At 60.3% G+C, this 20,502-nt stretch carries 21 protein-coding genes and 2 riboswitches; of the genes, 16 read left to right on the top strand and 5 right to left on the bottom strand.

Going from position 1 to position 20,502, the window contains the following annotated elements; all coding sequences use genetic code 11:
- Window positions 1–2: 2 nt before the first annotated feature.
- The 7 genes from rfbD (at window position 3) to AC07TV_RS13835 (ending at window position 6,281) form a co-directional block, all read left to right on the top strand.
- Window positions 3–890, top strand: a complete 888-nt coding sequence (gene rfbD / locus AC07TV_RS13865; RefSeq protein ID WP_494648954.1) for a dTDP-4-dehydrorhamnose reductase — start codon at window positions 3–5, stop codon at window positions 888–890.
- A gap of 14 nt (window positions 891–904) precedes the next feature.
- Window positions 905–1,783 carry a glucose-1-phosphate thymidylyltransferase RfbA gene (rfbA, locus tag AC07TV_RS13860; RefSeq protein ID WP_494648953.1) on the top strand — a complete coding sequence of 293 codons (879 nt, stop codon included), beginning with the start codon at window positions 905–907 and terminating at the stop codon, window positions 1,781–1,783.
- A complete protein-coding gene (rfbC, locus tag AC07TV_RS13855) occupies window positions 1,783–2,325 on the top strand; it encodes a dTDP-4-dehydrorhamnose 3,5-epimerase (protein ID WP_494648952.1) in 543 nt (180 codons plus the stop codon). The genes rfbA and rfbC overlap by 1 nt, the downstream gene beginning before the upstream one ends.
- 126 nt (window positions 2,326–2,451) lie before the next feature.
- Window positions 2,452–3,891, top strand: coding sequence for a mannose-1-phosphate guanylyltransferase/mannose-6-phosphate isomerase (locus tag AC07TV_RS13850; protein ID WP_494648951.1), 1,440 nt, complete (start codon window positions 2,452–2,454; stop codon window positions 3,889–3,891).
- A gap of 101 nt (window positions 3,892–3,992) precedes the next feature.
- Complete coding sequence (locus AC07TV_RS13845; RefSeq protein ID WP_494648950.1) at window positions 3,993–4,529, top strand: PEP-CTERM sorting domain-containing protein; 537 nt, start codon at window positions 3,993–3,995, stop codon at window positions 4,527–4,529.
- 66 nt (window positions 4,530–4,595) lie between these two features.
- Entirely contained in the window at window positions 4,596–5,699 is a 1,104-nt protein-coding gene (locus AC07TV_RS13840) for a nucleotidyltransferase family protein (RefSeq protein ID WP_494648949.1), read from the top strand.
- A gap of 234 nt (window positions 5,700–5,933) precedes the next feature.
- Window positions 5,934–6,281 (top strand): VanZ family protein, encoded by a 348-nt coding sequence (locus AC07TV_RS13835; protein WP_494648948.1) that lies wholly within the window; start codon window positions 5,934–5,936, stop codon window positions 6,279–6,281.
- Window positions 6,282–6,295: 14 nt separating this feature from the next.
- Here AC07TV_RS13835 and epsA read toward each other — a convergent pair whose 3' ends face one another.
- Window positions 6,296–7,099: an XrtB/PEP-CTERM-associated transcriptional regulator EpsA gene (epsA, locus tag AC07TV_RS13830; protein ID WP_494648947.1), complete on the bottom strand. Its 804-nt coding sequence runs from the start codon at window positions 7,097–7,099 to the stop codon at window positions 6,296–6,298.
- A 267-nt stretch (window positions 7,100–7,366) separates the two neighbouring features.
- Here epsA and AC07TV_RS13825 point away from each other — a divergent pair, with 267 nt between their 5' ends.
- From AC07TV_RS13825 to AC07TV_RS13815, 3 genes are all read left to right on the top strand, one after another.
- Window positions 7,367–8,686, top strand: coding sequence for an undecaprenyl-phosphate glucose phosphotransferase (locus AC07TV_RS13825; protein ID WP_494648946.1), 1,320 nt, complete (start codon window positions 7,367–7,369; stop codon window positions 8,684–8,686).
- 10 nt (window positions 8,687–8,696) lie between these two features.
- Complete coding sequence (locus tag AC07TV_RS13820) at window positions 8,697–9,410, top strand: lytic transglycosylase domain-containing protein (RefSeq protein WP_494648945.1); 714 nt, start codon at window positions 8,697–8,699, stop codon at window positions 9,408–9,410.
- 184 nt (window positions 9,411–9,594) lie between these two features.
- Window positions 9,595–10,593, top strand: coding sequence for a DnaJ C-terminal domain-containing protein (locus AC07TV_RS13815; protein ID WP_494648944.1), 999 nt, complete (start codon window positions 9,595–9,597; stop codon window positions 10,591–10,593).
- Between the two features lie 9 nt (window positions 10,594–10,602).
- Here the strand turns inward: AC07TV_RS13815 and AC07TV_RS13810 are convergent, their stop codons facing one another.
- From AC07TV_RS13810 to gcvT, 4 genes are all read right to left on the bottom strand, one after another.
- Complete coding sequence (locus AC07TV_RS13810) at window positions 10,603–11,145, bottom strand: DUF2946 family protein (protein ID WP_494648943.1); 543 nt, start codon at window positions 11,143–11,145, stop codon at window positions 10,603–10,605.
- Entirely contained in the window at window positions 11,145–14,051 is a 2,907-nt protein-coding gene (gcvP, locus tag AC07TV_RS13805; protein ID WP_494648942.1) for an aminomethyl-transferring glycine dehydrogenase, read from the bottom strand. The genes AC07TV_RS13810 and gcvP overlap by 1 nt, the downstream gene beginning before the upstream one ends.
- Before the next feature lie 106 nt (window positions 14,052–14,157).
- A complete protein-coding gene (gene gcvH, locus AC07TV_RS13800) occupies window positions 14,158–14,544 on the bottom strand; it encodes a glycine cleavage system protein GcvH (protein WP_494648941.1) in 387 nt (128 codons plus the stop codon).
- Between the two features lie 24 nt (window positions 14,545–14,568).
- Window positions 14,569–15,660, bottom strand: a complete 1,092-nt coding sequence (gcvT, locus tag AC07TV_RS13795; RefSeq protein ID WP_494648940.1) for a glycine cleavage system aminomethyltransferase GcvT — start codon at window positions 15,658–15,660, stop codon at window positions 14,569–14,571.
- A gap of 75 nt (window positions 15,661–15,735) precedes the next feature.
- A riboswitch (glycine riboswitch) is annotated at window positions 15,736–15,822 on the bottom strand.
- A 6-nt stretch (window positions 15,823–15,828) separates the two neighbouring features.
- A riboswitch (glycine riboswitch) is annotated at window positions 15,829–15,917 on the bottom strand.
- A 61-nt stretch (window positions 15,918–15,978) separates the two neighbouring features.
- On the opposite strand from gcvT, the gene AC07TV_RS13790 reads away from it, so the two are divergent.
- Genes AC07TV_RS13790 through AC07TV_RS13765 form a run of 6 tightly spaced genes read left to right on the top strand, consistent with a single transcriptional unit; the run spans window position 15,979 to window position 20,499 of the window.
- Complete coding sequence (locus AC07TV_RS13790) at window positions 15,979–16,866, top strand: 3',5'-nucleoside bisphosphate phosphatase (RefSeq protein WP_494648939.1); 888 nt, start codon at window positions 15,979–15,981, stop codon at window positions 16,864–16,866.
- Window positions 16,867–16,868: 2 nt separating this feature from the next.
- Window positions 16,869–17,495: an L-threonylcarbamoyladenylate synthase gene (locus tag AC07TV_RS13785; protein WP_494648938.1), complete on the top strand. Its 627-nt coding sequence runs from the start codon at window positions 16,869–16,871 to the stop codon at window positions 17,493–17,495.
- A gap of 10 nt (window positions 17,496–17,505) precedes the next feature.
- Window positions 17,506–18,153, top strand: a complete 648-nt coding sequence (locus tag AC07TV_RS13780; RefSeq protein WP_494648982.1) for a site-2 protease family protein — start codon at window positions 17,506–17,508, stop codon at window positions 18,151–18,153.
- 9 nt (window positions 18,154–18,162) lie between these two features.
- A complete protein-coding gene (locus AC07TV_RS13775; protein ID WP_494648937.1) occupies window positions 18,163–19,365 on the top strand; it encodes a tryptophan--tRNA ligase in 1,203 nt (400 codons plus the stop codon).
- Window positions 19,365–19,655, top strand: a complete 291-nt coding sequence (locus AC07TV_RS13770; RefSeq protein WP_494648936.1) for a lipid-A-disaccharide synthase N-terminal domain-containing protein — start codon at window positions 19,365–19,367, stop codon at window positions 19,653–19,655. Before AC07TV_RS13775 ends, AC07TV_RS13770 begins: the two co-directional genes overlap by 1 nt.
- A gap of 4 nt (window positions 19,656–19,659) precedes the next feature.
- Window positions 19,660–20,499, top strand: coding sequence for a segregation and condensation protein A (locus AC07TV_RS13765; RefSeq protein ID WP_494648935.1), 840 nt, complete (start codon window positions 19,660–19,662; stop codon window positions 20,497–20,499).
- Window positions 20,500–20,502 lie beyond the last annotated feature (3 nt).

Genomic DNA, 20,502 nt, shown 5'->3' with positions numbered 1-20,502 from the left:
TCATGAAAATTCTTCTGACAGGCAGCAACGGCCAGGTTGGCTTTGAATTGCAGCGCGCCCTGGCGCCGCTCGGCGAGGTGGTTGCCGTTGATCATCAGGAATGCGACCTCGCCAATGCGGACGCCATCCGCCGACTGGTGGCCGAGGTCAAGCCACAGGTGATCATCAATCCGGCGGCCTACACGGCCGTGGACAAGGCAGAAGCCGAGCCGGCGCTGGCCCAAGCCATCAACGGCACGGCGCCCGGTGTCTTCGGTGAGGAGGCGGCACGCCTTGGAGCGCTGGTCATTCATTACTCGACGGACTATGTCTTCGACGGCAGCAAGCCCGGCGCTTATCTGGAAAGCGATGCGCCCAACCCGCAAAGCGTTTATGGCCAGACCAAGCTGGCCGGCGAGCAGGCTTTGCTGGCGAGCGGGGCGGATTGCCTGATCTTTCGCACAAGCTGGGTGTTTGGCGCGCACGGTGCCAATTTTGCCAAGACCATGTTGCGTCTGGCCGCCGAGCGCGATGGCTTGAAGATCGTCGCCGACCAGTTCGGCGCGCCGACCTCGGCTGCGCTGCTGGCCGACGTGACGGCGCAGGTGCTCGGGCGCTACCAGCGCGAGGGCAGGGTGGGCTTCCCGTTTGGTCTCTATCACCTGGTTGCCGGTGGTTGCACGACGTGGCACGAATACGCCCAGACGGTGGTGCGCGCTGCACAGGCAGCCGGCAAGCCGCTCAAGCTGACGGCCGACGATATCCTGCCGATCACCACCGCCGATTACCCGCTACCGGCCCCCCGGCCGAGCAATTCCCGACTCGACACGAGCCGCCTGCGTCAGACCTTCGGGCTGGAACTGCCTGATTGGCGGAACGGGCTGGACCACGTGCTGCAACAGATTCTTTGATTTGAGGACACATCATGCGTAAAGGCATCATCCTGGCCGGCGGTTCCGGCACCCGTCTCTACCCGGTCACCCTGGCCGTTTCCAAGCAGCTGCTGCCGATCCACGACAAGCCGATGATCTACTATCCGTTGACGACGCTGATGCTGGCGGGGATTCGCGACATCCTGATCATCTCGACGCCGCAGGATACGCCGCGCTTTCAGCAGTTGCTGGGCGACGGCAGCCAGTGGGGCCTCAACCTGCAATATGCCATTCAGCCCAGCCCGGACGGCCTGGCCCAGGCCTTCATCATCGGTCGCGACTTTGTCGGCAATGGCGACAGCGCGCTGGTCCTCGGCGACAACATTTTCTACGGCCACGAGTTTGCCAACGATCTGGGCGCAGCCGGTGCCCAGACCAGCGGCGCGACGGTCTTCGCTTACCACGTGCATGACCCGGAACGTTACGGCGTGGTCGAGTTCGACGCCGCCGGGCAGGCGATCAGCCTGGAAGAAAAGCCGAAGGTGCCGAAGTCGAATTACGCGGTGACCGGCCTCTATTTCTACGACAACCAGGTCCTCGACATCTCGCGTGATCTCAAGCCGTCACCGCGTGGCGAGCTGGAGATCACCGACGTCAATCGCGTCTATCTTGAGCGCCAGCAGTTGAACGTTCAGGTCATGGGCCGCGGCCATGCCTGGCTCGACACCGGCACGCATGAAAGCCTGCTCGACGCCAGCCAGTTCATCGCCACCATCGAAAAGCGTCAGGGCCTCAAAGTGGCCTGTCCGGAAGAAATCGCCTACCGTAAGAGTTGGATCGATGCCGGCCAACTTGAGAAGCTGGCCCAGCCGATGATCAAGAACCTTTACGGCCAGTACCTGATGAGCGTGCTCAAGGAAAGGGTGTTCTGATGCGCGCGATACCCACCGCCATTCCGGATGTGATCGCGCTCTATCCCAAGGTTTTTGGCGACGACCGCGGTTTTTTCTACGAGAGCTACAACCAGAAGGTCTTTCAGGAAGCCACCGGGCTGGATGTGACCTTCGTCCAGGACAACCACTCCAAATCTGCCCGCAACGTGCTGCGCGGCCTGCACTATCAAGTGCAACATCCGCAAGGCAAGCTGGTCCGCGTGGTGCAGGGCGAGGTCTTCGATGTTGCGGTCGACATCCGCAAAGGCTCGAAAACCTACGGTCAGTGGGTTGGTGAATTGCTGTCGGCGGACAACAAACGCCAGCTGTGGATCCCGCCCGGTCTGGCGCACGGCTTTGTCGTGCTCTCCGAAACGGCTGAGTTTCTCTACAAGACGACGGATTACTACGCCCCGGCCCATGAGCGCTGCATCGCGTGGAATGACCCGGATCTGGCAATTGACTGGCAGCTTGAAGGCGAACCGCTGCTGTCGGCCAAGGATGCGGCTGGGCAACGGTTCAAGGATGCGGTTGGGGAGTAGGCGAGATTTGTTGCCCTTCCCTGGCCACGTGGCCTGAGAACCAAGAAGTTCTGATCCGGATTTTGTTTTTGGGCTAAATTTCCGGTTCACCGTAGCAATCAACGTTATTTATAGGTATCGATGTTCATGACCCAGATTCTCCCCGTCGTTCTCTCCGGTGGTTCCGGCACGCGTCTATGGCCGCTGTCGCGCGAGAAGTACCCGAAGCAGCTGTTGCCGCTGGTTGGCGAACAGTCGATGTTGCAGGCGACGGTAGCTCGTCTCGACGGTCTGGCCGACATGGCGGGGCCGCTGCTCGTCTGCAACGAGGAGCATCGCTTCGTCGTCGCCGAGCAAATCCGTACCCTTGGCCTGCAAGGCTCGGTCCTGCTCGAACCCTTTGGCCGCAACACCGCCCCGGCCCTTGCCCTGGCTGCCCTGTGGGCCGTCCGTGATGGCGAAGATCCGGTCCTCGTCGTCATGCCGGCCGACCACGACATCGCCGACGGCGCCGCCTTCCGTGACGCCGTCAGCCGCGCCGTCACCCTGGCCGAAACCGGCGTCACCGTCACCTTCGGCATCACCCCTGATTGCCCGGAAACCGGCTACGGCTACATCCAGCGCGGTCAGGCCCTGGCCGATGGCTCCGGCGCCTTTGCCCTGGCCCGCTTCGTTGAAAAGCCCGACCGCCCGACCGCCGAAAGCTACCTCGATTCCGGTGACTACCTCTGGAACAGCGGCATCTTCGTCATGAAGGCCTCCGTCTGGATCGCCGCCCTCGGCGTCTGTCGCCCCGACATTCTCGCCGCCTGCCAAAAGTCCCTGGCCGGCGGCAAGACCGATGGCGACTTCGTTCGTGTCGACGTTGAAGCCTTCAAAGCTTGCCCTTCCGACTCCATCGACTACGCCGTCATGGAACGCCTGACCACCGGCGGTGCCGGCCTGCCCAAAGCCGCCGTCATCCCGCTCACCGCCGGCTGGTCCGACGTCGGCGCCTGGGATGCACTGTGGAAAGTCCTGCCCAAATGCGGCGAGGGCAACGCCACGCGCGGCGATGTCATGCTCGAAAACTGCCGCGATACGCTGGTTGTCTCGGAAAGCCGGCTCGTTGCCTGCATCGGCGTCAGCAACCTCGTTGTTGTCGAAACCGACGACGCCGTGCTTGTTGTCCATCACGACGCCACGCAAGACGTCAAAAAGATCGTCGACCGGCTCAAAGCCGACAAACGCAGCATCGCCCAATGGCACCGCAAGGTCTATCGCCCGTGGGGCTGGTACGACGGCGTCGATGCCGGCGAACGCTTCCAGGTCAAGCGCATCGGCGTCAAGCCGGGCGGCACCCTGTCGCTGCAAATGCACCACCACCGCGCCGAACACTGGATCGTCGTCAGCGGTACGGCCCGCGTGACCAAGGGCGAAGAGACCTTCCTGGTCACCGAAAACCAGTCAACCTACATCCCGCTCGGCGTCACCCACCGCCTGGAAAACCCCGGCATCGTCCCGCTCGAAATGATCGAAGTACAGTCGGGCAGCTACCTCGGTGAGGACGATATCGTGCGCTTTGAGGATACTTACGGGCGGAGTTGAGGACGGGCCTTCATGCTTTTAGCCCGAATGGACTATTGTCCCGAGGGCTATCCCAATTCACTATTCGTATCGAATAAATGTCAATTGGAAAGCATCGCCCCATGAAGAAATTCCTTACCGGCATGGCACTCGCAGTGGCCGCAGTTTCGGCCACCGCAGCGTCTGCCCCCTCCGCTTCTCTGACCACCTCTGGTGCAACGTTTGCCGAGTACACCGGCACCACGGTTGGCAGCAACGACATCAATGCCAACAACACGTTGTTCTGGATGTTCGAAGGTAGCAACCTTGGCTACAACAGCTACTTGCTGATGTTCGATCCGCTGTCGAATGGTTCGATGGCTGGTTCCGTTACCTTCTCCGGCAACATTGCCTACGTTGCTTCGACGACTGTTGCGTTGGTCGGCACCGACTTCCTGTTCAGCAATCCGGCTGTGACGTATGACTGGAAGGCCAAGTCCGGTCTTGAATCGAACGATGCGCTCAGCGTTTCTGGCAATACGCTGACCCTGAGCTGGCGCGGCGCCAGCCCCGGCGACAATATCCGCGTGCTGACTGTCGTGCCGGAACCGCAAAGCTACGCCATGTTCCTGGCCGGTCTGGGCATCGTCGGTGCCATGGTTCGCCGCAAGAACATCTAACCGTAACGTTCTGGTAGCAGAATGCCGCCTTCGGGCGGCTTTTTTTCGTCCACAGGGAGTAATGACGTGGCAAAGGGAATGATTCTGGCGGCCGGCCAGGGAACTCGGGTTCGACCACTGACCAAAGACTGGCCCAAGCCAATGGTGCCGATTCTCGGCAAGCCGGTGATGGCGTACCTGATCGAGCATCTGGTGCGTTATGGCATCACCGACATCATGGTCAACGTGGCGTATCACCACAAAAAGATCGAAGAGTATTTCGGCGACGGCCGGCGCTGGGGCGCCAATATCGGCTATTCCTATGAAGGCGTTTCCGATCATGGCGATATTCTCCCCAGGCCAAAGGGCTCGGCCGGTGGCATGAAGGCGATTCAGGATTTCAGCGGCTTTTTTGACGAAACGACGCTGGTGATCTGCGGCGACGCCATTGTCGATCTCGACATCGGGGCAGCCTTGTTAGAGCACCAGAGCAAGGGTGCCTTGGCCAGCGTGGTGACGCTGGAGGTGCCGAATGACCAGGCGCAGAACTACGGCATCGTGGTGGCTGACGATGACGGCAGGATCGAATCCTTCCAGGAAAAGCCAAAGCCGGCTGAGGCCAGGTCCAATCTGGCGAGTACCGGCATTTATATTTTCGAGCCGCAGGTGCTGGATCTGGTGCCGTCGGGGGTCGAGTTCGACATTGGTAGCCAGTTGTTCCCGCTCATGGCGGAAAAGGGCTTCCCGTTCTATGCCCAGAGTCGTTTCTTCAACTGGATCGACATCGGTCGCGTCACGGACTACTGGTCGGTGCTGCAGCGCGTGCTGCGCGGCGAGGTGGCCGAGATGGACATGCCGGGCAAGGAGATCATGCCGGGCGTCTGGGTTGGCCCGAATGTCTCGATCAATTGGGACAGTTCGAAGATCGTCGGGCCGGTTTATATCGGCTCAAGCGTCCGGATCGAGCCCGGCTGTTCGGTCATCGGCCCCGCCTGGATCGGCCATGGCAGCCACCTTCGTCAGGGGGCCAAGGTGATTCGCAGCGTGTTGTTCGAGTACACGCGCATCGGCGAGGGGATGGAGTTCTCCGAGATGATTGTTTCGCCGCGCTATTGCGTGGATCGGGCTGGCGACACGACCTATGTCGGCGACGACCGATGCAAATTGCGTTGGGGTGATTCCCGGGGGTGATTTGCTGCGCTGCAGGTTGCGAAACGCAGTTTTGAGGCATGGAGCAGGCGGGGGGCAGATCCTTTAGTCCTGCGTTTCAAGAAAGCCGCCAGAGAGCGGCTTTTTTAATATTGACTCGCTGTTTTGAAGACTGGCATTGTGTCCGGACTACTCGCCGCTCGAAGCGGTGGATCGGCATTCAGTTACCTGGCTGGTACAGGGGTGTTTTTGAGGAGTGATATGGACGCAGAGTGCATGACGACGATTCAGTCCCGGGTGCGCAGCCGTTTCTGGCTGGTCGTCGGGCTGCTTGGCGTGTCTGCGCTGTTTGTCCTGGGCGCCCAGCCATTCGCTGTCGGGATTATCCCTTCGCCGTTTGACAAGTTGGCGCATGCCGTGGTGTTCGGTGGTCTTTTTCTTGTTCTGGATAGCGCACTGGCGTTGCCGTTCTGGCTTCTCCTGAGCATTCCCTTGGTGCTGTCGGCAGGTGATGAGTTTCACCAGATTTTTCTGCCGGGGCGCCAGCCGGGTCTGGATGACTGGGTGGCTGGCTTGTGCGGCGTTGCGCTGGCCGCCTGCTGGCGTCATCTCCGCCGCAGCTGATTGCCCGTTTTTCTCTATCCGAACTGGTAGCTGGTTTCGGGGCGCCCGTTATTGGCGATATCTTCGAGCTTGCCGACGGCCTGGGCCCGATTGCTGACATTGATCTTCTTGAAGATGCGCTGCAGGTGGTTTTTGACCGTAAACGAGCTGATTTCCAGGATCATGCCGATTTCGATATTGGTCTTGCCATTGCGTACCCACTCGAGAATTTCGATTTCGCGCGTACTCAGCCCCGATTTGATCAGTGAATTGATCAGCGTTGGCGCGGTAACCTGGTCCGGCTCATGGATCGGCAAGCCATCGGTTTTTCTGACCGCCGCGTCGACATGGGGAAGAAGCAACTCGAAAAGCCTTCTTTCCTGCTCGTTAAAACTGCCGTCCCGTCGGAGCAGGATGTAGAGATGATCAGCCTTGAAGCGCGTGTCCGGAATTGCATGGAATAAAATATGTTTCATTTCATGTAATTCGGAGTGAAGGATTGTTACATCAATATTACTGCTACTTACGCTCGACATTGATGCCGATGTAACACGACCGCAACCTGCGACCCAATGGAGGTGAATTCCGTTCCTGAATTCGCGAATGGCGTCGTGCAAGGGTTTTGCGCCACGTATTCCCGGTATGCCGGACACGATATCGTAGTGATAGGTTTCACCGCCGATGGCGCCGCTGAAACAAATGAGAACATCATGCTGGATTGCTTCCTGGAAATCGCCCTGAAGCCACAGCAGGAGCTGAAAATGGCTCTGGATCGACAACGAGTTGTGCATGATCCGAACGATCAGCTCCGGGTCGAATTTTTTATGGACGGATGCCATGGGACTATTTGTGGTCTCTGATTTTGAGTCGTTATTATTACGTTAGTCTTTTTTTTGCAATGTCGACTATTTCACGAAAAATTCAAATGCTGCGGTGCGGCATCCTGTTTCACTTGAGATACAATTTGGCATGGTTAAACAGTCGATAAATCTCCAGTTAATGCTATGAACATATTGTCCTCCTCGCGCTTCGGTGGTGTTGCGTCGAACCGCCCGTTTATGGGTATGGAACGAGTTGGCGGGGCATTGTTTCGGCTTTTTGAGTCGTTGGTTGATCCCATTACGGTGCTTGCCACGCTTTTTGGCCTGATGCTGTGGTTTCGCGACGATGAGTACGCTCACTATGCGGTGCTCGGAGTGCTCGTTTTTTCGCTGACTTTCCCGGGCAAGAGCCTGATTCAGGAGACCGTGCGAGGCAGCATCCGCGAAGTCCTTATCAGTTGGTTTGGCATTGCTGCACTGCTGATCTTTTTCGGCCTGGCGACCGGGCTTTACACGCGCTTTCCGGAAGAAGTACTGTTTAATTGGCTCTGGATGGCCCCGGTTGCCCAGTTGGCGGGCCATTTCCTGTTCCGCTTCACCATGCCTGCAGTCCTTGCCGCGAATGGCTTTCCAAAGCGGGCAGTGGTGGTTGGCTGCAACGAATTGGGCCGCCATCTGGCCACCGAGATTGATCGTCACCCGATGCAAGGCATCAAGCTGAACGGATATTTCGACGATCGCGACGTCGAGCGACTGGATATGGGCAGTGGCCGCCTGATCGGCCGTTTTTCCGACGTTGCTGACTACGTCAAGGCCAACAAGGTCGATCTGATCTACCTCGCCTTGCCGATGGCGACACAGCCGCGAATTCTTTCTCTGCTCGAATCGCTGAACGACACGACGGCTTCGGTTTATTTCGTGCCGGATATTTTTGTGACGGATCTGATTCAGGCTCGCATGGATGCGGTTGGCCGGATGCCAGTGGTGGCCGTGTGCGACACGCCGTTTTCCGGCTTGAATGGCATGGTCAAGCGCTTGAGCGACATTGTTCTTTCCCTGTTGATCCTGTTCCTGATTTCGCCGGTCCTGCTCGTAGTAGCCGGTTTGGTCAAGCTGAGTTCCCCCGGCCCGATCATTTTCAAGCAGCGGCGCTATGGCCTCGATGGCGAGGAAATCATGGTCTATAAGTTCCGCTCGATGACCGTTTGCGAAGATGGGCCGAATGTTCCCCAGGCGCGCAAGGGCGATGCCCGGATAACGCGTATCGGAGGGGTTCTTCGCCGGACTTCGCTCGACGAGTTGCCGCAGTTCGTGAATGTGCTGCAGGGGCGCATGAGCATTGTCGGCCCGCGGCCGCATGCCGTCGCTCACAACGAGATGTATCGCAAGCTGATCAAGGGCTACATGGTTCGCCACAAGGTCAAGCCGGGCATCACCGGCTGGGCTCAGGTCAATGGCTACCGTGGCGAAACCGAGACGCTGGACAAGATGCAGGCGCGTATCGACTACGATCTCGAGTACCTGCGCAACTGGTCCTTGCATCTCGATCTTTACATCATTTTCCGAACCGTCCTGCTGGTTTTCAAGGACGCGAGCGCCTACTGAGGCGGGGCCGATGACATTTTCGGCTTCCGGGCAAAGATGTCTGCCGGCTTTGGTTGCGCTCGGCCTGCTGGCCCCCGTGCTCGGCCATTCGGCGGAGGCTGTTGCGCGTCGCGATAGCCCGCGCGTACAGCTTCGGCTGGACAAGCGGCCGGTGGTACCAAGCCCGTTTCGTCTGAAAATTCAGCGGGCGGACTATCGGCTGAATACGGGTGCGGCGACCGAAACGCTGGCGCCTCAGAGAAAAGGCTCGGCGCTGTCGGCGATGATTGATCGCCACGCCAATGCCAAGGGGCTCGATCCGGCGCTGGTCCATGCCGTCATTCGCGCCGAGTCTGCGTATCGTCCCGATGCGCTGTCGCCGAAAGGGGCAATCGGCCTGATGCAGGTGATGCCAGCGACCGGCCGGCGCTTCGGGGTCAACGATCTCAATGTGCCGGAGCGCAATCTGCAAGCCGGCACGACCTATCTTCGGCATTTGCTCGATCGTTTTGACAATGTGTCGCTGGCGCTGGCGGCTTACAACGCGGGCGAAGGGGCGGTGAGTCGCTTTGGCAACAAGATTCCGCCGTATCCGGAGACTCAGGGCTATGTTCAGGGAATTCTTCGCTCGTACCGGAAGGATCTGAGCCTCGATACCTCGATGCCGACCCTTTATACGGACGGCGTGCGTCTAGCAGCAGACGATATGGCACCGTATCGCTTGGTCAATACCGGCCGTTATTGAGGCTTTGTTCCGTTTCTGATGGCGCTCTCTGGCGGTATTTTTGTCCGGTCGGCGGAATGGTGGCGAGGTCTTTTATAATTGCGCCCTTCCGTATCCCATGAATGGCAATCAGACACCGGTTTTCGACCCCCCTGCGCATCGGTAGTGCTGCGTTGCTGTGGGACTCGCCTGGTGAATGCAGTCAATGAATTCCGATCCCCATGAAATTCTCGGTGTTTCGCCCGGAGCCGCACCGGCCGAGCTGAAGCGCGCCTATCGGCGGCTGGCCATGCGCTGGCACCCGGACCGGAGCGATCATCCGCAGGCGACGGAGCGTTTCAAGCAGATCAATGCGGCTTATGAGCAGTTGCTAGCGGTCGATGCCGAGGACGATGAAGAGGCTGAAGCGCCACAGGCCGAGCCGGATGAGAGCGCGGCGAGGGCGGCCGATATTCGGCTCAACCTTGAGGTCAGTCTGGAGGAGGCTGCTTCGGGTTGCCGCAAGACTATCCATTACTCGCGGGGCAAGGCCTGCCCGACCTGCGAGGGTACGGGCGAACACGGTATGTCCAGAACGCGCTTTTGCACCGCCTGCCATGGTAGCGGCCGGGTGCATGACGCCAAGCGCAATCTTGTGCGTTGCGAGGAGTGTGGCGGGCGCGGGCTGTTTACCGAGCGTATTTGCAAGGATTGTGGCGGCAGCGGCCGCGAGCTGGCTGACGTCAGTCTGGAAATTCGTGTGCCGCATGGCATGTTGCCGGGGGATGAATTGCGCTTGGCCGGGCAGGGTGAGCCGGGTGATGGGGAGATCCTGGCTGGCGATCTTTACCTGACGGTGATCATCTACTCGCATCCGCTTTACCAGTTGCGTGGTCGCGACCTGCATTTCCGGATGCCGGTCAGTGCGCTGGCCATGATGGCCGGTGGTGATATCGATTTGCCCTCGTTGGCTGGTGTGATCTGTTATTCGCTGGAGGCCGGCACGGCTGAGCGGCGACAGTTGCGGCTGGCCGGCAAGGGTTATCCGGGGCGTGGCAAGAGTTATGCGGGCGATCTGGTGGTCGACCTGGAACCGGTCTTCCCGAGCAAGCTCAACGCCCGTCAACGCAAATTGCTGCTGCAGGCCAATGCGGCGCTGCTCGACGATGCGGACGTATCGCTACCGGAAATCGCCGCTTGGCGGAACGCTCACTGCATCGAGTAGGCGGCCCGCTCAGGGTTGCGGATGCGGATTGAAATTAAAGCGTTTTTTCGTGTCGACCGTGGCAATCGACTGTAGCGGCAGGTTCTGCCAGCGGATATCGCCGGAACCGGTTTCCATGAAGCTGAGAATGGCTTCATCGCTCGCCGGTTGGCCGTTGCCGTCATGGCATTCAGCCAGAAATTGCGTCAGATCGCGATCATTGAGCAGCCCAATGCCCAGACTCGTTTCGAGCAGGATGCTGCCTTCCTCGTCGAGGTAAATCGCCTTGATTTCCCCGGCTGGCTCGCCGGTATGGCTGACGAAGGACTCGCCGTCGCGGCGGAATACCCAGGGTGTGTAGGCCAGTTCGACGAACACCCGTTGCGGGCCGTTCTGCAGGAACCAGCAGCCTGATTCGTCACAACCGTACTGCCGGTTGATGAACTGGATCAGGCCGCTGTGCATCACGCGCTCTCCCTGCAATCGCCAGTCGCCCCGCCGGTCGAGCGACAACCAGTCGTAACAGGCGGGGACGTTGGGCCACTTGGCGATGGCAGAGAGATCGACTGCCATCAGTCTTCGTAGGCAGACATCGGCGGGCAGGCGCAGTTCAGGTTGCGGTCGCCGTACACATCGTCGATGCGATTGACGCTCGGCCAGAACTTGTTGGCAGCCACCCAGGGCAGCGGGAAGACAGCCTGTTCGCGGCTGTACGGATGCGTCCATTCACCGTCGATGACGTCCGCCTGCGAATGCGGGGCATTCTTGAGCGGGTTGTTGTCAGCCGACCAGACGCCATTCTCGATCTGGCGGATTTCCTCGCGAATGCTGACCAGGGCTGCGATGAAGCGGTCCAGTTCGGCCTTCGATTCGGATTCGGTCGGCTCGACCATGATCGTGCCGGCCACCGGGAAGGATACCGTCGGTGCGTGGAAGCCGTAGTCCATCAGGCGCTTGGCGATGTCGGTTTCGCTGATCCCGGTCGCTGCCTTGAGCGGGCGGATGTCGAAGATGCACTCGTGCGCCACGCGGCCGTTCTTGCCGACGTAGAGCACCGGGTAATGCGCCTTCAACTGCTGGGCAACATAGTTGGCGTTGAGGATGGCGACTTGCGTGGCCTTTTTGACGCCTTCGCCGCCGAGCATGGCGAGATACATCCACGAAATGGTCAGGATCGAGGCCGAGCCGAACGGGGCGGCAGAGACCGCGCCCTGGCCGGCATTGACGCGGTTGGCGTCGCCCGTCGGTTGGACGGCGTGGTCGGCCATGAACGGTGCCAGATGAGCCTTGAGGCCGATCGGGCCCATGCCCGGTCCGCCGCCGCCGTGCGGGATGGCGAAGGTCTTGTGCAGGTTCATGTGGCTGACGTCGGCGCCGATGAAGCCGGGCGAAGTCAGGCCGACCTGGGCGTTGAGGTTGGCGCCGTCCATGTACACCTGGCCGCCGTTGGCATGGACGATGGCGCAGATCTCGCGGACCGCTTCCTCGAACACGCCGTGGGTCGACGGGTAGGTGATCATCAGGCAGGCCAGGTCGTCCTTGTGGGCTTCGGCCTTGGCCTTGAGGTCGGCGACATCGACGTTGCCGTTCTCATCGCAATCGACGACGACGACCTGCATGTTGGCCATCTGGGCCGTCGCCGGGTTGGTGCCATGCGCCGATTTCGGGATCAGGCAGATATCGCGATGGCTGTCGCCACGGCTGGCGTGGTAGCGCGCAATGGCGACCAGGCCGGCGTATTCGCCCTGCGCCCCGGAGTTCGGCTGCATGCAGATGGCGTCGAAGCCGGTGACGGTCTTCAGCCAGTCAGTCAGGCTGGCGATCATTTCCAGATAACCTGCGGCCTGATCGCGCGGGGCGAAGGGGTGCAGACCGCCGAATTCCGGCCAGGTGACCGGGATCATCTCGCTGGTCGCGTTGAGCTTCATGGTGCACGAGCCAAGCGAGATCATCGAGTGGTCGAGCGCCAGGTCCTTGTTCTGCAGCGACTTGAGGTAGCGCAGCATCTCGTGTTCGGTGTGGTGCGTGTTGAACACCGGATGCTGGAGGACGGCGTCGCTGCGGATCAGTGCATCGGGCAGGGCGGAGTCGGCGGCGGCGACCTGGGCGTCGATGACATCCATGTCGAGCGTGACCTGGGTGATCAGCTTGAACAGCGTGGCGACATCGCTGCGCGTCGTCGTTTCGTCGAGCGAAATACCGAGGACGCCGGCCGAGACGCGGCGCAGGTTGTAACCGGCTGCCAGAGCGTCGAGGTAGACGGTTTCAGCGCGGGCGCCGAGGTCGAGATGGACGGTGTCGTAGAACTGCTTGGTCAGGAGACTGACGCCGGCGCGCTTGAGGCCTTCGGCCAGGATGGCGGTCAGACGGTGGATACGGCCGGCGATGGTGCGCAGGCCTTCAGCGCCGTGATAGACGGCGTACATGCCGGCCATGTTGGCCAACAGGACTTGCGACGTACAGATGTTGGAGTTGGCTTTCTCGCGACGGATGTGCTGTTCGCGGGTCTGCAGCGCCATGCGGTAGGCCGTCTTGCCGCGGGCATCCTTGGACAGGCCGATGATGCGGCCCGGCATCGAGCGGACGAAGGCTTCGCGGGTGGCGAAGAAAGCGGCGTGCGGGCCGCCGAAGCCCATCGGGATGCCGAAGCGCTGGCTGGAGCCGAGGGCGATGTCGGCGCCCATGGCGCCGGGCGACTTGAGCAGGACCAGCGCCATCAGGTCGGAGGCGACGGCAACAGTCGTACCCTTGGCTTTCAGCGCGGCGATGGTGGCGGTCAGGTCGCGCACTTCGCCGTTGTCGCCCGGGTACTGGAGCAGGGCGCCGAAGAAATCTTCACTTTCGATTTTTGCGCCATTTTCCGGGTTGACCGTGGCAATGACCAGTTCGAAGCCGAAATAGCCGGCGCGGGTCTTCACGACATCGATGGTCTGCGGGAAGCAGTTGGCATCGACCAGGAAGCGGTTGGATTTCGACTTGGAAACACGACGCGCCATGGTCATCGCTTCAGCGGCGGCGGTGGCTTCGTCGAGCAGCGAGGCATTGGCGATTTCCAGGCCGGTCAGGTCGACGACCATCTGCTGGAAGTTCATCAGCGCTTCCAGGCGGCCCTGGGCGATTTCAGCCTGATAGGGCGTGTAGGCGGTGTACCAGCCCGGGTTTTCCAGAACATTGCGGACGATGACCTTGGGCGTCAGCGTGTCGTAATAGCCCATGCCGATGCAGGACTTGTTGACGACGTTCTTGCTGGCGATGGCCTTGAGGTCGGCCAGCGCTTCGTGTTCGCGACGTGGAGCAGGCAGCGGCAGATCGGCCGGCAGGCGGATGGCGGCGGGGACGGTCTGGTCGATCAGCTGCTCGAGGCTATCGGCGCCGATGGCGGCCAGCATGGCGGCCATTTCGGTCGAGCACGGGCCGATGTGACGGCCAATGAACTCGTCGTGCTGCTCAAGGGCGGAAAGGGGAAGATTCAACGGCATGGGAATCCTTGCATGGAAATACTTGAATACGGCGTCCCCGCGCAGGCGGGGATCCCGTGCTTTGCTTTTTCTCGGTTCCCGCTAGTCCGGGAACAAACTGCCGTTCTTAGGCGGCGTCGGCGACGGCCTGGTAGGCTGCAGCGTCGAGCATCTTGTCGAGGTCGGCGGCGTTGTCCGGGGTCATCTTGAACAACCAGGCAGCGTAGGCATCCTGATTGACCGACTCCGGTGCATCGGCCGCAGCCTGATTGACTTCGGTGACGGTACCGGAGATCGGGGCGTAAACGTCAGCCGCAGCCTTGACCGATTCAACGACGGCGATTTCCTTCTCGGCATCGTAATGGGTGCCGACTTCCGGCAGTTCGACGAAAACCAGGTCGCCGAGAGCTTCCTGGGCGTGGTCGGTAATGCCGACGGTGACGGAGCCGTCAGCGTTGAGCAGCATCCATTCGTGGGAGGCGGCGTACTTGAGGTTGGCGAGGACGTTGGACATGGTTTTCTCCTGAATGGGGTTGAATTAGATGACTGCTTTGCCGTTGCGGGCGAATACGGGTTTGGTGACCTTGGCCTTGAGCGCCTTGCCACGGATATCAACTTCGACTTCGTCGCCGATCTGCACACCGAGCGGCAGGCGGGCGAGGGCGATGGATTGCTGGAGCGTTGGCGAGAAACTGCCGGAGGTGATTTCACCATCGCCTTGCTTGGTCATGACCTTCTGATGGCCGCGCAGCACGCCCTTGTCGAGCAGGATCAGGCCGAGGAACTGTTTCTGCTGGCCATTGGCGAGCAACGCAGCCTTGCCGACGAAATCGCGCTCGGTATTCAGAGAAACTGTCCAGGCCAGACCGGCGTCGAGTGGCGAAACAGTCTCATCCATGTCCTGGCCGTAGAGATTCATCCCGGCCTCGAGGCGCAGCGTGTCGCGGGCGCCGAGGCCGCACGGGGCGACGCCGGCGGCGTTGAGCTTGTTCCACAGCGCTTCGGCTTCGCCGGCCGGCAGCATGATTTCGTAGCCGTCTTCGCCGGTGTAGCCAGTGCTGGCGATGAAATACTGATCGACTTCAGCGGCAAAGAAAGCCTTCAGGCCTTCTGTAGCTGCCTTGGTCTGCGGCAGCACTTCCCAAACCTTGGTGCGGGCATTCGGACCCTGCACGGCAATGATGCCGAGGTTGTTGGCGCCATCGCGGCGCTGGGTGATGGTCACGTCGAGTTTCCACTCGGCGACCTTGGCCTGCATCCAGGCCAGATCCTTTTCGGCCGTGCCGGCATTGACCACGATGCGGAAGCGCGTGTCGGTCAGGAAATAGATGATCAGGTCGTCAATGACGCCGCCGGCTTCGTTGAGCATGGCGGCGTAGAGTGCCTTGCCGGACACCTTGAGCTTGGCCACGTCGTTGGCGACGAGGCGGGAGAGAAAAGCGCGGCAATCGGCGCCAACAACATCAACCGGGCACATGTGCGAAACGTCGAACATGCCGCAGTTGTTGCGGACCGCGTTGTGCTCCTCGATCTGCGAACCGTAGTTGACCGGCATGTCCCAACCACCAAAATCCACCATCCGGGCATTCATTGCGCGGTGAGCGGCATTCAAAACCGTTTTCTTCAGCATATCAATCCTTTGCGAGCGTTTGTTAACGTCGGTTCTAGAAACGGAAAAAGGGTGAAACGAAAGAATGGTCTTTCGTTTCACCCCTCTGTCCTCGATACCTGAGAGATTTGCCCCATCGGTGGATGTCGGTAATAGCCGCCATCGCTCTCCAGAGTTTTTTGGCTTGCGCCTTGTTCCGCGGTCCTTTTGCCTGAGCGTTTTCGGGTGGATTTGCGCCTTCGGCGGCAGACGGATCTGCGCTCTCCCACGGAACGGGTGGCACTATAACGGGATGCTGCGGTCTGATCAACCTGCTGCACCGCACAAGGGGCTCAGGGCATGGCCTCGTTCGTGCTAGAATCTTCGTTTGCCTTCAACTGCTTACCTGTGACGCCAGCCAATTTCGATTTTCATAGCCACTCCATCGTTTCCGACGGCTTTCTGCCGCCTCGGGTGGTGGCGGGGCGTGCGGCGGGGAACGGAGTTGATCTCTGGGCACTGACTGATCATGATGACCTTGGCGGTCTGGCCGAAGCCAGGGCAGCGGCTGAAGAGGCCGGCATGGGTTTCGTCAATGGCGTCGAAATCTCGATCGAGTGGCGCGGTGTGCCGATTCATGTCGTCGGTCTTGGCTTTGATCCGGCCAACCCGGCATTGAGCGGGGGTCTCGACGAGTTGCGCGTCGGGCGTATCGAGCGCGCCAAGCGGATGGGCGACGCGCTTGCCGCCATCGGCATCCCCGGCGTCTATGAAGGCGCCTTGTGCTTCGTGACCAATCCGAGCCTGATCTCGCGCGCCCATTTTGCCCGCTATATGGTCTCGATCGGCATCGCCCGCGATGTGCCGGGCGTATTCCAGCATTACCTCGCGTCGGGTAAACCGGGGTATGTCGATCATCGCTGGGCAACACTCGAAGAAGCGGTTGGCTGGATCACTGGTGCCGGTGGCGTGGCGGTTGTCGCGCATCCGGCGCGCTACAAGATGTCGGGCGCCGACATGCGCCGTTTCCTTGATGATTTCAAGGATGTCGGTGGGCAAGGCATCGAAGTGACCTGCGGCAGCCATTCGACCGACCATGTCATGCATTTCGCCCGTCTGGCCCGTCACTACGCATTTCACGCCTCGCGTGGTTCCGATTTTCACGGGCCGGAAGAAAGCTATGTCGATCTTGGCAAGCTTCCGCAATTGCCGGAAGACCTGAAGCCGGTTTGGCGTCTGGTGGTCTGAGCATGGCCCGCGTCGTCAATATCCACCCGGAATCACCGCAGCAGCGTCTGCTCGCTCAGGCCGCCGATTTTATTCGCAAGGGCGCCATCGTCGCTCTGCCGACCGACTCGTGCTATGCCCTTGGCTGCCATCTTGGCGACAAGGAAGCGCTTGATCGTATCCGCCTGATCCGCCAGATGGACGAGCGCCATCATCTGACGCTGATGGTCCGTGATCTTTCCGAAATCGCCCATTTTGCCCGGGTCGACAACGCCCAGTATCGCCTGCTCAAGGCGGCGACGCCGGGTAGCTACACGTTCATTCTCGAAGGCTCCAAGGAATTGCCGCGCCGGGTCATGCATCCGAAGCGCAAGACCATCGGCCTGCGCGTGCCGGACCATCCGGTGGCGCTGGCCTTGCTCGAAGAACTGAACGAGCCGTTGCTGACGACGACCCTGCAATTGCCGGGTGACGAATTTCCGCTAACTGAAGGATGGGAAATCCAGGATCGCCTCGATGACCAGCTGGAACTGATCCTCGACTGCGGGCCTTGTGGTACCGAGCCGACGACGGTTATCGATCTGACCGGAGCTTCGCCGGAGCTGATCCGGGCTGGTCGCGGTCCGCTTGAGCTGTTTGGATTGGGCTGAGATGCTCGATATCAACGCCATCATCCAGACCATCGCAATTCTCGCCCTGCCTCTGGTTTTTGCTATCACCTTGCATGAAGCCGCGCACGGCTACGCAGCGCGCCATTTCGGCGATCCGACCGCCTGGCAGGCCGGGCGGATCAGCCTGAATCCATTGCGCCATATCGATCCGGTCGGCACCATCCTGATTCCGCTCAGCATCCTGCTGTTTTCCGGCGGCAATTTCCTGTTTGGCTACGCCAAGCCGGTACCGGTCGATTTCAGCCGTCTGCGCGAGCCCAAAAAAGACATGTTCTGGGTCGCTGCTGCTGGTCCGGGCGCCAATCTGTTGATGGCTTGCCTTTGGGCGCTGGCCTTCAAGTTGTCCTGGTTGTTGCCGCAGTTTTTCAGTACGCCGCTGGCACGGATGGCCGAGATGGGCATCCAGATCAACTGCGTGTTGATGGTGCTCAACCTGCTTCCCTTGCCACCGCTCGATGGCGGACGAATTGCCGTCAGCTTGCTGCCGCATTCGATGGCCTGGAAATTCGCCCAGCTCGAACGCTGGGGTTTTCCGATTTTGCTGGTGCTGTTGTTCACCGGTATCCTCGGCGCAATCATGAATCCGCTGGTCGATACGTCAGCTTGGCTTATCACTGTCATTTTTGGTCTCTACTAAATAAATAATATGTACGCAGAACGTGTTCTCTCCGGCATGCGCCCGACCGGGTCGCTGCATCTAGGCCACTACCATGGCGTTCTCAAAAACTGGATCGAGCTCCAGCACGAGTATCCCTGCCTGTTTTTCGTGGCCGACTGGCATGCGTTGACGACGCAGTACGACAATCCGCAGGGGATCGAGAAGGCTTCGATGGATATGGTGGTGGACTGGCTGGCGGCCGGCGTCGATCCCAATCAGGCGACGCTGTTCGTCCAGTCGCGGGTGCCCGAGCACGCCGAGTTGCATCTGCTGATGTCGATGATGACGCCACTGAGCTGGCTGGAGCGTGTGCCGACCTACAAAGACCAGCAGGAAAAGCTGGCCGGCAAGGATCTGACGACCTATGGCTTTCTCGGTTATCCGCTGCTGATGAGCGCCGATATCCTGATCTACCGCGCCGACAAGGTGCCGGTCGGCGAGGACCAGATTCCGCACGTTGAATTCACGCGCGAGCTGGCTCGTCGTTTCAACCACATGTATGGCCGCGAACCGGGTTTCGAGGACAAGGCGCGCGAAGCCGTCAAGAAGCTGGGTAGCAAGAAGGCGCGCCTCTACGAAGAGATGCGCACCCGCTTCCAGCAGAACGGTGACCGCGATGCCATCGAGCAGGCCAAGGCAGTGCTCGACGAAGTCCAGCATCTGTCGATGGCCGACCGCGAGCGCTTGTTCGGCTACCTTGAAGGTACCGGCAAGATGATTCTGGTCGAGCCGGGCTACCTGCTGACTGAAGCCTCCAAGATGCCGGGGCTGGATGGCCAGAAGATGTCCAAGTCGTACAACAACACGATCACCATGCGCGAATCCGAGGAATCGGTAACCAAGAAGGTGCGCAGCATGCCAACCGATCCGGCCCGCGTCCGCCGTACCGATCCGGGCGAGCCGGCCAAATGCCCGGTCTGGCAACTGCATCTGGTCTATTCGAACGATGCTTGCAAGGAATGGGTGCAGCAAGGCTGCCGTACCGCCGGTATTGGTTGCATCGAGTGCAAGCAGCCGGTAATTGACGCCATCCTCAAGGAACAGGCGCCGATGCGCGAACGGGCACAGGTCTATCTGGATGATCCGACCCTGGTCAAGAACATCATCGCCGACGGTTGCGAGAAGGCTCGTGAATACGCCCGCGAAACCATGCGTGACGTGCGCGAAGCCATGGGGCTGGAATACCACTGATGTTTGATATGGACTGGGAAACGCTAATCTGGATCGGCATCGGCTTCGGTGGCCAGGCGCTGTTCATGATGCGCTTCGTCATCCAGTGGTGGAGCAGTGAAAAAGCCAAGATGGTCGTCATACCGGTCTCGTTCTGGTATTTCAGCCTGGCCGGCGGCATCGTGCTGACCATTTACGCCATCCACCGCAAGGACCCCGTTTTCATCTTTGGCCAGGCACTCAGTTTGGTCATCTACGTCCGCAACCTGCATCTGCACTACAAGGGCAAGGGCCGCGCGGCGGCCTCCTGAGCGCATGAGCGAGGTCCTCGAAGTGCTTCCGGTTGGCGAAGTCGAGCCGGTTGCCCGCGTTTACGGGCAACCGCTCGAGCAGATGCCGCTTGACCTGTACATCCCGCCGGATGCGCTGGCCATCATGCTCGACGCCTTCGAGGGGCCGCTTGACCTCCTGCTTTACATGATTCGCCGCGCCAACATCGATATCCTCGATATCCCGATGGCGCCGCTGACCCGGCAGTATCTCGATTACGTCGAGGCGATGCGGGCGAGTAATCTCGAGCTGGCTGCCGATTATCTCGTGATGGCGGCGATGCTCATCGAGATCAAGTCGCGCATGCTGTTGCCGCGGCCGAAGCTGGGCGAGGGCGACGAGGCCGAAGATCCGCGCGCCGAGCTGGTTCGCCGGCTCATGGAATACGAGCAGATGAAGCTCGCCGGGCAGAATCTGAACGCCATGCCGCAGGCCGAGCGCGAATTTTTCTGGGTCGAGACCTTGGTCGAGAAATCGCTGCTGGTCCGCCAGCCGGAAGTCTCGGTCGATGACCTCAAGGAAGCCTGGATGGTAGTCGTCCGCCAGGCCGGGCTGAAAAAGCATCACCAGATCGGGCGCGAAGAATTGTCGGTGCGCGAGCACATGGGCATCATCCTGCGCGCATTGCAGGCCAAAGGTGGCTTTGTCCAGTTCGAGACCCTGTTCGATCCCGATATGGGTGTGCCGGGTCTGGTCGTCCATTTCATTGCCATGCTTGAACTGGGCCGCGAAAAACTGATCGAAATCACCCAGACCGAAGCCTTTCAACCCATTTACGTCCGAGTGCATCAAGGTGGAACCGAGTCAGGTCAAGAGAGTGCTTGAGGC

The sequence above is a fragment of the Azonexus sp. GW821-FHT04F04 genome, from assembly GCF_059420025.1.
Note: the sequence above shows the minus strand (reverse complement) of the source record. Positions and strands in the feature narration are given on the sequence as shown.